Annotated in this window: 9 protein-coding genes and 1 CRISPR repeat array; of the genes, 3 read left to right on the top strand and 6 right to left on the bottom strand. The window is 72.1% G+C overall.

The genetic code is table 11. From position 1 onward, the window contains the following. Window positions 1-478: 478 nt before the first annotated feature. A CRISPR array of direct repeats spans window positions 479-751; the repeat unit is 29 nt; unit sequence GTCGTCCCCGCGCAGGCGGGGGTGGTCCC. A gap of 1263 nt (window positions 752-2014) precedes the next feature. Both N8J89_RS20515 and N8J89_RS20510 read right to left on the bottom strand, forming a co-directional pair. Next, window positions 2015-2260 carry a hypothetical protein gene (locus N8J89_RS20515; RefSeq protein WP_283665995.1) on the bottom strand — a complete coding sequence of 82 codons (246 nt, stop codon included), beginning with the start codon at window positions 2258-2260 and terminating at the stop codon, window positions 2015-2017. Window positions 2261-2889: 629 nt separating this feature from the next. Then, window positions 2890-3237, bottom strand: coding sequence for a hypothetical protein (locus N8J89_RS20510; RefSeq protein WP_283665994.1), 348 nt, complete (start codon window positions 3235-3237; stop codon window positions 2890-2892). A gap of 52 nt (window positions 3238-3289) precedes the next feature. Here N8J89_RS20510 and N8J89_RS20505 point away from each other — a divergent pair, with 52 nt between their 5' ends. Beyond that, window positions 3290-3418: a hypothetical protein gene (locus N8J89_RS20505; RefSeq protein WP_283665993.1), complete on the top strand. Its 129-nt coding sequence runs from the start codon at window positions 3290-3292 to the stop codon at window positions 3416-3418. 360 nt (window positions 3419-3778) lie between these two features. Then, a complete protein-coding gene (locus tag N8J89_RS20500) occupies window positions 3779-4930 on the top strand; it encodes a glycosyltransferase (protein WP_283665992.1) in 1152 nt (383 codons plus the stop codon). A 446-nt stretch (window positions 4931-5376) separates the two neighbouring features. Here N8J89_RS20500 and N8J89_RS20495 read toward each other — a convergent pair whose 3' ends face one another. Beyond that, complete coding sequence (locus N8J89_RS20495) at window positions 5377-7638, bottom strand: ATP-binding protein (protein WP_283665991.1); 2262 nt, start codon at window positions 7636-7638, stop codon at window positions 5377-5379. A gap of 338 nt (window positions 7639-7976) precedes the next feature. Here N8J89_RS20495 and N8J89_RS20490 point away from each other — a divergent pair, with 338 nt between their 5' ends. Continuing rightward, window positions 7977-9395 (top strand): amidase, encoded by a 1419-nt coding sequence (locus N8J89_RS20490; RefSeq protein ID WP_283665990.1) that lies wholly within the window; start codon window positions 7977-7979, stop codon window positions 9393-9395. 102 nt (window positions 9396-9497) lie between these two features. On the opposite strand, the gene N8J89_RS20485 is transcribed toward N8J89_RS20490, so the two are convergent. The 3 genes from N8J89_RS20485 to N8J89_RS20475 are packed head-to-tail and all read right to left on the bottom strand — an operon-like array spanning window position 9498 to window position 14344. Continuing rightward, a complete protein-coding gene (locus N8J89_RS20485; RefSeq protein ID WP_283665989.1) occupies window positions 9498-10235 on the bottom strand; it encodes an ANTAR domain-containing protein in 738 nt (245 codons plus the stop codon). Beyond that, entirely contained in the window at window positions 10220-11800 is a 1581-nt protein-coding gene (locus N8J89_RS20480) for an alkyl sulfatase C-terminal domain-containing protein (RefSeq protein WP_283665988.1), read from the bottom strand. Before N8J89_RS20480 ends, N8J89_RS20485 begins: the two co-directional genes overlap by 16 nt. Before the next feature lie 30 nt (window positions 11801-11830). Then, entirely contained in the window at window positions 11831-14344 is a 2514-nt protein-coding gene (locus N8J89_RS20475) for a winged helix-turn-helix domain-containing protein (RefSeq protein WP_283665987.1), read from the bottom strand. Window positions 14345-14398: the final 54 nt, after the last annotated feature.

Here is a 14398-nt window from a genome sequence, read left to right as displayed (position 1 = left end):
TTGGTCTCCGGCGCGGTGCCTTCTTCCGACGTTTCACAGTCCTGCGAAGCTGCGGCCGGGCTTCGGTAGCCGGGTGCGGCTCGGCCAGGATCAACCACGTGGGGCCTGCGGCTGGTCAACGGCCGCGACGAGCAACAGATGACGGTCCTGCCAGAGCAGATCGCGTCGTCCCCGCGCAGGCGGGGCTGGTCCCGCCAAGGTGGTCGCGCCGGGCTCGGCGACCGGGCCGTTCCCAGTTTCACCGCGCGAAACCGGTCCGGAAGCGCCGAGCACAACTGGGTCCCGGTGGACCTCGAGGGCATCAACCTGATGCTCCGCCCCACCCCCGAAACGCGGGCGGCCACCCAGACGGGGTGGTCGGTAGACCGGGGTGGAACGATGCCAGCAAACGCCGACGCTTCGGACGAAGATGAACCACAGCCTGCCGAAAGTGAATGAGAAACCGCTCCAGCACCCACAGAGCCGCAGGTCAGAAAGTGTCGTCCCCGCGCAGGCGGGGGTGGTCCCTGCTCGCGGCCCCAGACCAGTGAACTAGCCCGGTCGTCCCCGCGCAGGCGGGGGTGGTCCCCCCAAGGAGCTCGCAGCTCACCTTTACGGGCAGTCGTCCCCGCGCAGGCGGGGGTGGTCCCCGATCGGTGAGCTGGCTCTGCTCGGCCACCGCGTCGTCCCCGCGCAGGCGGGGCTGGTCCGGACTTGGTCAGGAAGTACTGGTCGGCAGTCGGGTCGTCCCCGCGCAGGCAGGGGTGGTCCACCGATCGCCGCGGCGATCCGGAACCGCGGCCGGTCGTCCCCGCGCAGGCGGGGTGGCCCTGACCACGCGCCAGGTTGCTCGCCAGTCGTGCAGTTCGTCCCCGCGCGGGCGGTCCTCCATGGCAGGGACGACGACGTGGCGGCATTCGCCGTCACCAACGTTCCGCGCACTCCAGGAAGTGCAGGAGCGCGAGCCTTCCCCGGAAACAGCGCCGCCGACCTCACGCACCACTCGCGGTCGCCTGGCTTCGCCACGAAGGCCGTAACAGGCTGGGGCTCACCGGCGACGTGCACCACCAGCGCCGCCGCCACAAGCACCCGTCGCTCGGCGAACGCCCGGATTTGCCGACCACCGTCCGCCGTCGACACGTTCAACCAGCAACATACGACTTACAGAAGGAGTCGGTCGCCACCCACGGAGGGCGGTGGCCGCCATCGCGCGCCCGCAGCATGAAGAGGTATCCTGACTGCGTGATTCCCCAATATTTGGGAGATTTCACGTGCTGCCGGGTTCAAGTTCCCCCTCGGACACAAGAATGTCACATCCCTGCACAAGGCAGGTGTTCATGCGAATCATGATGCTGGCCTGACCTGCGGAAAGTCTACCCGGTCATCTCGCTGCCTACTTGGCACCAGAATCGACGTCTCCGGGCATGGCTTCAGCGTCCTTGACACATGCAGAGAAGCTGGGCGCGCTGTTGTCCGCGACTACGCGCTCGGTCCGCGCTGCCTACCTCGGTCTGCTTGATCCCGTCACCACGGGTTTGCAGAATCCGTCGGCTACTGCGGACTGTGCGAGGAACGGCAGTTCATCCAGCGTGCTTGCGGCTGCGATGAGATCAGTGATCGCGACTTCCTGTCCATGCTCGAACTGGCCAACGAACACGGCACCACGAAGCGCCAGCCAAAGTACAAACCGGCCGTGCCGAGTGGCGCGCTCCTTGTCGTGCCGTTCGGCGACCCGGCGATTCGACGGATAACCGCTTGGGTGCAGGGCTCTCGTTCTGGTGGCCCGCCAGGACTGCACTGCGGCGACCTTCGGGCATGCCGCCATTTAGGCAGGAATTGACGGAAGCACAGTTCTCACATCCCGCAGCATGAACCGAGTGAGGTCATCGAGACCTGGCTTCTGCCGTGCATGTGCGGCTTTCCTGTGGTCGCGAACCGAGGTTCCCTGCCGAGGGGGCGCTGTCGGAAATGGGTACCCCGACAGCACCCCCCTCCACGTCAGCGTCACCGGTGACGATCAGGCCACGGTGATCTGTCAACGGCCGAGGAGGCGGTTGACGTCGACGTTGCCACGGGCATCGACGGTGCCGAGGCCAGTATCGGCTCCGGCGACCAGGGAGACCTCGGCGTCGCTCAGCTGGCCATTGGCTGCGACATTCACACCTAGGAGACTCGCGTCAACTTCGGCGATCGGGTCGGCGAGCGCCGAAGTGCCGCCCACGGTCAGCAGGGCTGCGGCTGCCACGCCCACGAAACCAGTTTTGATCATCATCTTAGCCATGACTCTCTCCTTCATATATTCATCCACCGTTCCGGCACACGGTCGAGAATACGTTCCGACTATGACGGAACCGGTAGCTGTTGATGTTCCACATTAGACCATACGCCACGAAAACTCATTGCGGAAGAACAAAATTTTTGGCGCGTCTCGGCGATCTGGTCAAGGCACAACGGAATGCTATGCGTGCGGTGACAATTTACGCACACATGGCGGGTGGAGGTTTATTTCTACTCAGAGGAGGACGCGGTCCTGAGGTGTCCTGCGCATGGGGGTCCGTTCTGTCCGGAGATCACCGTCCTCCTGCTGGGTCAGGGAGCCATGACCGACGCGGGCTGCTGCCTGCGGAGACTCACATCCGTACTCTGGCATTCGGTCGAACAGCCCCGTGGGTTACGCCCGTGGGGATGCCGTGGCGTGATCGTTGCCTCTCGCGGTGCAGGATCTTCGGCGTGCCGGTGAGCACGGCCATGCGCTACCTCTGGGCCGCCCACCCCAAGCGCGCAGCGGTGGCACCCCGATGAGATCCGGTACTGCGCGCCGGGCTTGCCGACTGGTGCCGCTACCTGGGGGCCGGTGCGCCGCCGGGCGGAGGCGAGTTCTCGCCCACGCCGGGCTGCGGCTGGCGGGTGTTACTCCTGCTCCGGGCAGAGCGGGTCGTGGCGGGTGCGCCAGGCGTTGACCGCACCGACAACAGCTCGCGCCCGCACCGGGGCGCTGATCAACCAGCCCACCACCGCGCACTTCTCCCCACCGACACCGACACCGGAACAGATCCCTCGCCCGCGGACCCCGCAGGCGACCGTTGTCCTCCATGAAGCCCACTCCGCGGCGGCTCTGGTGGGCGGCTGCTCGCGTTCCTGACCGCCGTGTTCGAGGTCGTCGGCCGCAACAGGGGCCTGCTCGCCGCGCTCGGCCAGGTCGTCACCGCCGCCCCGCGCCCGCACGGCGAGGAGCACCCCGTCTACCGGTCCTGGCACAGGCACATCAGCGCACTGCTCGCCGAGGCACATCCCGGAACTGGACGCCGAGGTGGTCGTCGATCTCCTGCTCGCCGGGCTGAACACCGAACCGACCCTGCGCCTGCTGGCACAGGGCGAGGGCGAGCGGCTGGCCGCCGCGCTCCGTCAGGTGGCCGCCGGCGTCCTCGACGTATCGTGAACCGGGGACTCACAGCACCCGGTGCCAAAGTCAGTCGAGCAGGCGTGCCGCTGGGTGGCCGCCCAGCCCGGGCAGGGCGAGCGGGGCGGGAATTGTCGTGCTTTCCTGGCGAAGGTGCATGGGCGTGGCCCTCTGCATCGGCGACGGCAAGATGATCGAGGCGCCGAGGTCGGGACTGCGGGTGTGGATCACGTCGGTGGGCTACAGCGGCCTCATGCGCTACGCCATGCGCCTGCTCTGGCCGAGTCCGCGCTCCCTGCCCCCTTCAACGTATAGCGCACCGGGGGGCTTGCCACAAGACCCGGGCCGTGCTTCAGACTTGCCCGGCTTGGAGCCGTGACCTGGGAAAAGAGGATCGAAATGCGGGTAGTGCTGACCACCGTGGGATCGCGTGGGGACGTCGAACCGGTGGTGGGGCTCGCGGTGGCGTTGCGGGGCCTGGGCGCGGAGGTACGGGTGGTCGCGCCGCCGGATGAGGACTTCGCGGCGCTGCTGGCGCGGGTGGGCGTGCCGCACGTGCCGCTCGGCTCGTCGGTGCGCTCGCTGGTCGGCGGCGCGAAGCCACCGACCCCCGACGACGCGCGGCGGTTCGCTGCCGAACTGGTCGCGGCGCGGTTCGACACGCTCATGGCGGCCGCCGAGGGGTGTGACGCGCTGCTGGCGACCGGCCTGATGCCGGCCGGCGCGCGGGATGTGGCCGAGAAACTGGGCCTGCGCTACGTCTTCGCCTGCCTCCAGACCTACGGCCTGCCGCCACGTCGGGGCACCGGGGAGCCGGACGCCGGCGCCGAGCGGGCGAACGCGTTGTACCGCGAGCCGCTCAACCGCCACCGGGCCGAGATCGGCCTCCCGCCGGTGGACAACGTCCGCGACCACATCTTCACCGAGCGGCCGTGGCTGGCGGCGGACCCGGTGCTGTGTCCGCCGGAGGGCCTCACGGATCTTGACGTCGTGCAGACCGGAGCGTGGATCCTGCCGGATGACCGCCCGCTCCAGGACGACCTCGAGGCCTTCCTGGCCGCCGGCGAAGCACCGGTGTACGCGGGCTTCGGCAGCATGGCCTCCTACGTCCCGAAGGACATCGGCCGGGTGACCATCGAGGCGATCCGGGCGGTGGGCCGCCGCGTGGTCCTGGCCCGCGGCTGGGCGGACCTGGTCCCGATCGATGACCGCGACGACTGCTTCGTCGTCGGCGAGGTCAACCAGCAGGCGCTGTTCCGCCGGGTGGCCGCGGTCGTGCACCACGGTGGCGCCGGCACCACGACGACCGCGACCCACGCGGGCGCGCCGCAGGTGGTGGTGCCGCAGATCGCGGACCAGCCGCTGTTCGCCGCGCGGGTGGCCGAGCTGGGCATCGGTGCGGCCCACGACGGTCCGACGCCGACCGTGGACTCTCTGTCCGCCGCGCTGACCACCGCCCTGGCGCGGGAGACCCGGGCGCGGGCGCGGGCCGTGGCCGGCACGGTGCGGGCCGACGGGGCGACGGTGGCCGCGAAACTGCTCCTGAGTTGATCACCAACTCGCTTGCGGGGTGGCACACGAATCCGGTCGGCTGTGACCGGTCGGCCGCGGCGCTGGAAGTGAGCTCCGTGCGGTTGTAGTCGGGCCGGCCTGTGTCGCGGTGATCGGCACGTGCCTGGTGAGTGAGGTGGAGCTGCGGATGCACGTCGAGCACGCGGTCGGCGCGGCAACCATGACGCGCTGACCGCGTTGCGCGGTAGCTATCACCTCGCCGTGACGAATGCTGCTGTTCGGTGATGTGGCGAGGTTTCCGGGACGAGTTCCTCGAGTCGGTACCTGCGGCGCTGACACAAGGAAGCTGCAGGTCAGTGGCGTACATCAGGTTGGGGAGGTGGTTCAACTCGGTCTCGGACACTCCTTTGCCCCACGGATATCGAGTCCGTCGGGCACATCTACGTCCCCGCCGGCGCGGACCCGTTCGGCAGCTGCGGAAGCACCTACGGGACGGTTCCCTCATCCAGGGTCGGATGACCGCCGCTGTCATCGCACGCGCCGAGGTTGTCCAGGCGCTGCTGCACCCGTTCGCTGTCGCCGCCGCGGTTCTGCTCCCGGTACAGCTCCAGCGCCTCCCGCCACACCGCACGGGCCCGCTCGTGCCTGCCCAGGGCGGCGAGGGACTGACCGAGCTGGTCGAGAGTGCCAGCGCAACGGTAGCTGTCGCCGAGTTCGCGGCGCAGCGCCAAGGCCTGCTCGTAGTGCTCAACCGCCCGGTCGTGGTTTCCGCTGACGTGCTCAAGCACGCCGAGGCTTTCCAGCGCGGCCGCCGTGCCGGCGGGATTGCCGTGGCGGCGGTGCAAGGCGAGGGCGGCCTGGCCGTGGGCACGGGCGGTGTCGTGCTCGCCCAGGTGGACGGCGTACCGGGCCGCCTGGTGCAGCGCATTGGCCTCCCACACCGGTGACCCGAGTGCCCGGAACAACGCCAGCGCCTGGGTGGCGTACGCCAATGCCTTGCGGTTGTCTCCCCGGGATCCCCAGGCCGAACCTAGATCCCGGTGGCAATGGGCCACCTGGGTGCGGTCACCGCAGTCCTGCGCCAGGACCAGGCCCCGGCGCAGCTGTTCGATCGCCGCGTCGGGACGCCCCAGGTCAGCGTAGGCGCGCCCGAGGTGCCGGTGCGCGCGGATGCGCATCGCCGCGGGCACCGGCGCCGGGATCGCCAGCACCGCCTGCCAGGCGGTGATGCGGTCCTGCAGGTGTCCCCGCCGGTCGTGGTAGCTGACCAGCGTCCACGCCAGGTCCGCCACGGCCCGGTGCCACCCGTGGTCGGCGGCCGCGCGCTGGGCGGCCAGCAGGTTGGTGTGCTCGGCGTCGAACCACGCCAGCGCCGCGGCGTGGTCGGTGAGATCGTGGCAGTGGCTGCCGGCCGCGGCCGGGGCCGGCGTGGTGGGCTGGCGGTGGGGGTTGAGCAGGCGGTCGGCGGCGTGGGCGGTGTGCAGGTAGGAGTCGACCACCCGGCGCAGCGCCGCTGCGCGGATCTCGTCGGTGAGATCTCGCTCGGCCGCGGCGGTGGCGTCGGCGCGGATGAGGTCGTGCATCCGCCAGCGGCCGTGTCCGTCGTGCTCGAGCAGGGACACCTCCTCCAGTTCGCGCAACACCCGTCGCGCGGGTGCCGGCGGCTGGGCGGTGAGGCTGGCCACGGCAGCAAGGCCGATGTCGGGTCCTGGAGCGATGCCCAGCAAACCGAACGCCTCGCGTTGCCAGGCAGTCAGTGCCCGGTAGGACCAGGACAGGACGGCGGGCAGGCTGGTGGCCGGGTCGATGTTGTCGAAGGCGTCAAGCCCGCTGACGGCAGTGCGCAGCTCAGCGGCCAGGGTCGCCAGCGGTGTGCGCGGGAAGCTGCGGGCGCGGCCGGCCACGATGGCCAGGGCCAGAGGAAACCCGCCGCAGGCGGCGAGCAGGCCGGTCACCGCGTCCGGTTCGGCGCGGACCCGGTCAGCCCCGAGGCGGGTGGCGAGCAGGTGGTGCGCCTCGGCCGGGGTGAGGACCTCGGGCTGGATCGGGTGGGCGCCGTGGGTGGTGACCAGCCCGGTGAGGCGCAGTCGGCTCGTCACCACCACCATGCAGCCGAAAGTCCCGGGCAGCAGCGGCCTGAGCTGGTCGAGCGTGGCCGCGTTGTCCAGCACGATCAGCACTCGCTTACCGGCCACCAGGCTGCGGTAGAGGGCGGCCTGGGCGTGCAGGTCTCTGGGCATGCGGGCGGGATCGGCCCCAAGTGCGTCGAGAAACCCGCGCACCGCTGCTTCCGGGGGCATCGGTTGTCCTGGTGGGGAGAAGCCGCGCAGGTCCACGAACAGCTGTCCGTCGGGGAAGCGGTGGGCGTGCTGGTGAGCCCAGTGCAGAGCCAGGCAGGTCTTGCCGATACCGCCCGCACCGGTCAAGGCCGCGATCGTCACCGTCCCGCCGTCTGCCTGCTGCTCCAGGGCGCTGGTGAGCGCGGCGAGCTCGGCGGTGCGGCCGACGAACCCCGGCAAGGTGGCGGGCAGCTGCCGTGGCACCGGCCGCACCGCTTCGGCAGGAGGATGGTGGTGGATGTTGACGGTGTTGATCGTGTGGGCCTGCGTCACGACGCCGGGGAGCACCGCCGCGACCACCGTGTTCTGCACGTCGACGTACTCCCCCGCCGTAGGCAGTTGACGGCCTGGGGGCACTCGGGCATCGCCGCTGTCGGCGCCCTCGTCGCCTTGCTGGTGGACGGTCATCGCCTGTCCCGAGCAATGTCGTGCTCCTGTGGGGCTCCGACGCTACGAGGCGGTCACCGGGTCCGGCAACCGGAATCGACGGCTCGGCGTCTTGGCCGTGCCCCAGCGGCTGGCCTTGCCTCGGTCCGGGCGGTCCCGGGCGGCCGAGAGTGGCTGGCGCCGTCGAGGCCGCCTGGCCTCACCGGACCGCCGCCGACCACCTCCGCGTCGACCAATCTGCCCTGGTCCGGCTTCGCGGGCGGCTGACGCCGGCCCAGAAGACAAGACTGTTTCTTCCCGGTTTCTCGCCCTAGTTTTCCCACCGCTACTCCACCGATTCCAAGCAGGGGAGAAATGCGGTGACGCAACTGTGGGCGTTGAGCGCACGTGAGCTGGCCCGGCTGATCCAGGCCCGAGAGGCATCCGCACGTGAGGTCACCCGCGCGCACCTTGAGCGGATCGACCAGGTCAACCCGGTGCTCAACGCGGTCACCCTGGTACTGACCGAGTCGGCGCTGCGGGCCGCGGACGCGGCCGACGCCGCGGTGCGACGGGGTGAGCCGACGGGGCCGTTGTGCGGTGTCCCGATGACGGTCAAGGAGAACATCGATGTGGCCGGCTCTGCGACGACCCTCGGCATCGCCGGACTGCGGGACGCGGTAGCCCATGGCGACGCGACACCTGTCGGGGAGCTCCGCGCCGCGGGCGCGATTCCGGTCGGCCGGACCAACATGCCCGAGTTCGGGATGCGCTGGCACACCGCCAACACCCTCCGGGGAGCCACCCGCAACCCGTGGTCGGCCCGGCACACTCCCGGCGGTTCCAGCGGCGGCGACGCCGCCGCGGTCGCCTCTGGCATGACACCGCTGGGCCTGGGCAACGACGGCGCCGGGTCGCTGCGCTGGCCCGCGGCCTGCTGTGGGGTGGCAGCGCTGAAGCCATCCCTGGGCCGGGTGTCCCACAGCGGCAGCCATGGGCAACCACAGCCGGCGCCGTTCGCATTCCAACTGCTGGCCGTGCACGGACCGCTCGCCCGGCACGTGGCGGACCTGCGGCTGGCGTTCGCGCACATGTGCGGCCGATCAGGCGGCGACCCGTGGCACGCACCGGTGCCACTGGCAGGTCCTGCTGCCCCGGCACCGGTGCGGGTCTCGGTCGTCACCGACCCCGGAGGCCGGGTTGACCCAGTGGTGGCCGCCGCGCTGCGCAAGGCGGCGGGCGTGCTCGCCGGCTCCGGCTACCTCGTCGAGGAGCGCCAGCCCCCCATGCTCGGGCGAGCCAGCGAGATCTACCACCAGATCATGTCCGCCTGGGGCCGAGTGCACGAGCACCAACCTCCGGTGGCCACAGTCGCTCCGGGTGAGTTCGCCCGCTTCTGGGAGACGTTCGAACCCGCCTGGACCGCGGCCGCGGGCACCCCTGCCTTCGATCCGATGATGGAGCGGGCAGCCATCGCACGGGCCTGGCACACCTGGATGCGACAGGCTCCGCTGATCCTCGCGCCGGTCTGCACCCGGCCGGCATTCGAGACCGGAGCCGACCTCGACCCGCGCTGGCAGGCGGACTGGCCGGACCGCATCCGCATCAGTGTGACCGTCAACCTTCTGGGCCTGCCCGCCGTCACCGTCCCCGTCGGCATCGAGGGCGGACTGCCGCAGGCGGTGCAGATCATCGGACCGCGTTTCCGCGAAGACCTCTGCCTGGACGCCGCGGCAGCGATCGAGGCCAGCACCGGACCGCTCACCCCCATCGATCCGCGCCCGCAACCGCGAGCCTGACCAGACCACCAGACCACCAGACCACCAGACCACGGTCCACGGCGCGGGCGCGCTGGGTGAGCAGAGCCGGAGCCCCTCGCCGGGCGGGGCGGAGGTCCGTGGTCAGCCGGGTCGGTGTTCCTGGAGCAGGGCGGACCACAGCTCCGCGGCGACCTGGTCGCCGGTCCGCTCCGCCACGTGCCCGATGAGCTGCCCGGACAGTTCGGCCGGCTTCAGCCCGGCGCGGTCGGCCACGTCGCGGATCAGGGCCTCGGCTTCGGCCGGGCCGCTGCGGCACAGCGCCATCACGATCCCGGTCGCCCGGTCCAGGGCCAGGCGTGCGGTCAGCGCGTCCAGCACCCATCGGCAGCCTGGTGCGGTGCCCGTCATGGTGGAGATCACCGCGACGGTGGCCGTGACCAGCCGCTCGTAGCGGGCGAGCACGGCCAGCAACGCCGGGTCCGGCACGCGGCGCAGGTAGACCGACAGGACCACGAGGTTGCGGTGGTCGGTCAGGCAGGGCATCGCGACCACCCCGATCAGGACGCCCAGTGTGCGGCTGTGCTGCGGGAAGGCCGAGCAGGCTCGGGTCAGCCGCAGTGGGAGCCAGCGTTCGTCGGCCCACAGGTCCGGGCTGAGCACCGGCTTGCCCGAGCGGGCCGCCTCCGGCACGGGTCCGCCCTGCTGCCCGGCTTGGAGCTCGTCCATCACCGCCCCGATCCCGCGCGCGGCCAGCAGCCGGGGCTGCTCGCCACCTCCGTGCGGCCGCAGGAGGGTCACCGCCGAGCCGAGCAGGTCCGGCAGTTCCGCGTCCAGGACGGTCAGGGCGGCGTTGAGCGGAGCGGTCAGCGCGGCGCGCACGGCCGGTCTCGTTCCCGCCTCGGACCGGGCAGTTCCGCGGCCGGGTCAGCCGGCACGCGGATCTCCCGGTCGAAGGCGGCGAAGAAGGCGGCCGCGGCCTCGGGGCGGCCGTCGACGGTCACCTCGTGCCGGACCAGCAGGTCTGGCAGGTCGGCCGCGCCGGCCACGTACTCCGCGAGTGCGGCCGAGCCGAGCACCACGGTGGCGTCCGCCGGGCGGACCGGGGGTGATCTGCGCACCAGCAGCACCTTGTTGCGCAGTTCCAGCTCGAAGTGCTCGGCGGTGTCGGTGATCCGGCAGCGCAGCCGGGTCCGGCCGCCGGTGACTCGGGCGGGATCCAGGCGGTAGCGCAGCAGTTCCAGCAGTGCGCCGGGCGGACGGCCGCGTAGTCGCCGCGCGATCTCGCGGGGTGCCGCGGTCGGGTCGGTGGTCTCGTCGAGGGTGGTCGCGGCGGTGCGGTAGCGCCGTTGCCACCCCGGATCGGCTTCGGCGTCGGCCAGGTCGCACAGCGCCGCTCCCCAGACCTTCCTGGCCTCGGCGTCGGCCGGGTCGAGCAGCACCAGGTCGGCGGCCAGTTCCGCCGCCCCCTGCGGATCTGCGGCATCCAGACGCCGGACGGCCTCGGCCAGCACCGGGTCACGGCCGCCGGCGAGCAGGAGAACCCGTTGGGCACGCGCGATTCGCGGGGCCGGGCGGGCCGAGGTGGCCGCCGCGGCGGTCGTGCGCACAGGTCCGTCCTGGCAGGTGGACCGGGCCGGGCCCAGCCAGGTCCGCAGGGCCGGGAACTCAGCCAGGTCCAGCAGTGACGTGGCGGCGTCCTCGGGCCGGGCGCCGTCGAGCTTCCGGCGCACCGCCTGGTCGTGCCGGTGCTGCACGGAGTCCCGCCACAGGGTGAGCATCTCCTCGGCCCGCGTGGCACCGGAGAGCAGCGGGAGGTGCGTGCCCAGCACGTGCTCGATCCGCGCGGAGAGCAGCACATCGACCGCCGCGACCCAGCGCAGTGGTTCCGGGCCGGGCTCACCGAGGAAGACCAGCCGGTGCTCGGGCAGGTGCACCGCCAGTGCCTGCTCGTCGACCGGGAGCAGCCGCAGGTGGATGCCGCCCACCCGGAGCCCACGTTCGCCGCGTGCCAAGAGGTTGGGCGGCACCGGCGGGAGCCCGGGATCAAGTGGCTCGGCCGGTGGTGGCCAGGCGGCGGTCAGCCCCTCCGTGCCCCAGGCCGGCAGGCCCGCGACCACGACCGCCCCGGTGCTGACCTCGGCCGGGGGCACGATCGCGGCGGTGCCCAGGCAGTGCCGCATGGCCGACCGCGGGTAGACCACCGCGCACACCGGTTTCGCCGACAGCAGCGGCAGCGTCGCCGCGATGGCCCGGCCCTGCGCGACGTCGACGCCGCTGTTGACCAGGACCAGGCCGGTGTCGCCTTCGACGGCGAGGCAGGAGCAGCCGCCTCCGGGATCCCGCAGCACCCAGGCCCGGCCGGAGCCGGCCGCGATCACCTCGGGCGGATGCTGCTGGCTGGGCGGAAGGACACGGACAACGCGGCGCTGACGGGGAATTGTCATCGTTTCTGCTCCCGGGAAGTGGTTCGAAGGTCAGAGCAGGCCGCAGCGGCGGGCCGCGACCACCGCGTCCCGCCGCTGGTTGACGCCGAGCTTGCGGTAGATGCCACGCAGGTGGGTCTTGACCGTGTTGACCGAGACGTAGAGCGAGGCGGCGATCTCCTCGGCGGTGCGCATCGAGGGCAACTCGGCCAGCAGGTCCAGCTCGCGGCTGGTGAGCGTGGCGGTCACCGCGGCCCGCTCGATCGCGGGTGCCGCGGCCGCGGCGGCGGCGAAGTGTTCCAGCCGGCCGTAGCGGCCGAGGTTGCGGGCGAGCAGGTCCCTGATCGGCGCACCGGCGCTGCGGAACGGCCGCAGCAGTTCCCCGGGCCCGGCCAGGGCCAGTGCCTGGCACAGCGCCCGGTGCGCGTGCCGGTCGGCGCGCATCCGGTCGGCGAGCACGGCTTCCAGCAGCCAGGCCTCCACCAGGTTGTGCCCGGCCGCGGGGGGCTGGCGACCGGCCAGCACGGGGGCCAGCGACCGCCGGGCCTGGTTGAGCCTGCCGCGGTGGGCCTGCATGATCGCGCGCAGCAACCCGGCTTCGGCGCGGGAGCCCAGCAGCCGGGTGCCGTGCTCGGCGATCTGCCTGGCCCGGTCCAGCTCGCCGACCTGGAGCGCCATCCGCACCGCCATCGGGCTGAACCACGCCGCCAGCCAGGGCGGGCAGAGTTCTCGCCAGTCGTGGTCGGCCCACAGCGCGCACAGGTCGAGCAGTGCCCGGTGCGGGTCCGCGCCGGTGTCGAAGCGCAGCACCGCGGTCAAGCTGCCCATGGCCAAGCGCGGCAACGAATCGCCGGCACAGGCCGGGGCGGCGGCGGTGAGGTGCGCGCGGACGGTGTCGGTGTCCAGCCGTAGCTGCGCCTCGGCGGCGAGCACCAGGCGCGCCGCGCCGCAGATCGCGGAGGTGGTCCACTGCTGCTCCTCGGCGAGGCGGACCGCGCCGCCGGCCAGCGTCCGCGCGGTGGCCAGCTCGCCCTCGACCGCGGCCACGATCGCCTGCTGGGCCAGCACGTGCAGCAGGCCGCCCCGTCGTTCCCCGGCCGCGGCCAGCCGGTGCGCCCGCTCCAGCGCGGACCGGGCCGCGAGCAGGTCGCCCTGCCGCAGCGCCCAGCCGGCCCTGACCAGCAGCACGAGCAGGTCGACCTCCGGGCAACCGCTGTCCGCCGCGGCGATGTCGACCAGTTCGGCGCTCGCACCCGCTCCAGTGGCGTAGCCGCGCCACAACAGGACCGCCGCGCTGAGCACGCGCAGCCGGGGCGAGCGCAACGGCAATCCGGAGTGACCGATCCGGCGCAGCGCCTCCTCGGCCGCGGCGGTGTCCCCGCCGGCCAGCGCGGTCGCCGCGACCACCAGGGCCACCGACGGACGGGCGAGCACGTGCTCGGGCAACCTGGTCAGCACCGAGGCCAGCGCCTCGGCTCGCCCGGCCAGCAGCTCCGCCACGCCGACCTCGGCGACCAGCCGGGCCGCCAGGTCCACCCGCCGTCCGGCCACGGCGTGTTCCAGGGCGAGCATCCGGGCGCCCGCGGCCAGGAACCAGTCCGCGGCCCGCCGGTGCAGCTCCAGAGCCTGTTCCGGGCGCGTCCGGGTCAGTTCGGCGTGCAGGTGGTGGCGCAGCAACGGGTGACAGCGGTACCAGTGGCCCGCGCCGTCCGGTTGGCGCAGCAGCCCGCGGACGCGGTGGAGCTGGTCCACCAGGTGCCCGGTCTGCTCCAGTCCGCTCAGCGCGGTGGCCAGTTCGACGGTGAACGCCTCGCACACCGACACCGCGGTCAGCAACTGCCGCACGAGGGCGGTTTCGGTGGCGAGGACCTCGTTGCGCAGGTAGTCAGCGAGCACCCGGTCGGCCGAGTCCGGTTCGCCGGTGCGGGCGATCGCGGCCAGCCGCAGCCCAGCCGCCCAGCCTTCGGTGTGCCGCATCAGCCGGTCCAGCTCACCCGAGGTGGGCGCCTGCCCGGCGGCGGTGAGCAGCGCGGCACCCTCCTCGGCCGTAAAAGCCAGCTCGGCCATGCCGATCTCGCGCAACCGGCCCTCCACCCTCAGCCGGGCCAGCCCGAGCGGAGGCGGGAAACGGGCCAGCAGCACCACCCGCAGGCCCGCGGGCAGCCCGCGCAACCAGCGCTCCAGCTCGCGCGAAGCCTGCGGCGCCAGCAGTTCGTGCACCTCGTCCAGCACCAGGCAGACCGGAGCCGGTTCGCTGCCCGAACGGCCGCTCAGCGCTGCGTCGATGGTGGCGGCCAGCACCTGTGGTTCGTTGTCCCGCGCGGTGATGGTGGCCCAGCGCACCACGGGCGTCCCGGCCTCCTGGACCCGCCGCCCAGCCCAGGAGGCGAGCAGCGTGGTCTTCCCGGTCCCCGCGGGGGCGCACACCAGCAACACCGGCGGGGCATCCGGCCGCAGATGTTTGTCCACTATGGACTCCAGCCGCTCCCGGCGGAGCACCGGAGGGGCCAGCACCGGTATCCGCGCCCCCGGCTCGGTCTCCGCCACCTGCGCACTGCTAGTCATGGTCACCTTTCTCCAGGAAGTCCCCGAGGCTGGTCGGCGACTGCGCCAAACCGG

Origin of the sequence: Crossiella sp. CA-258035 (assembly GCF_030064675.1) — a bacterium.
Classification (GTDB): Bacteria; Actinomycetota; Actinomycetes; order Mycobacteriales; family Pseudonocardiaceae; genus Crossiella.
The sequence above is the reverse complement of the archived record's forward strand: the minus strand, read 5'-3'. Positions and strand labels throughout refer to the sequence as shown.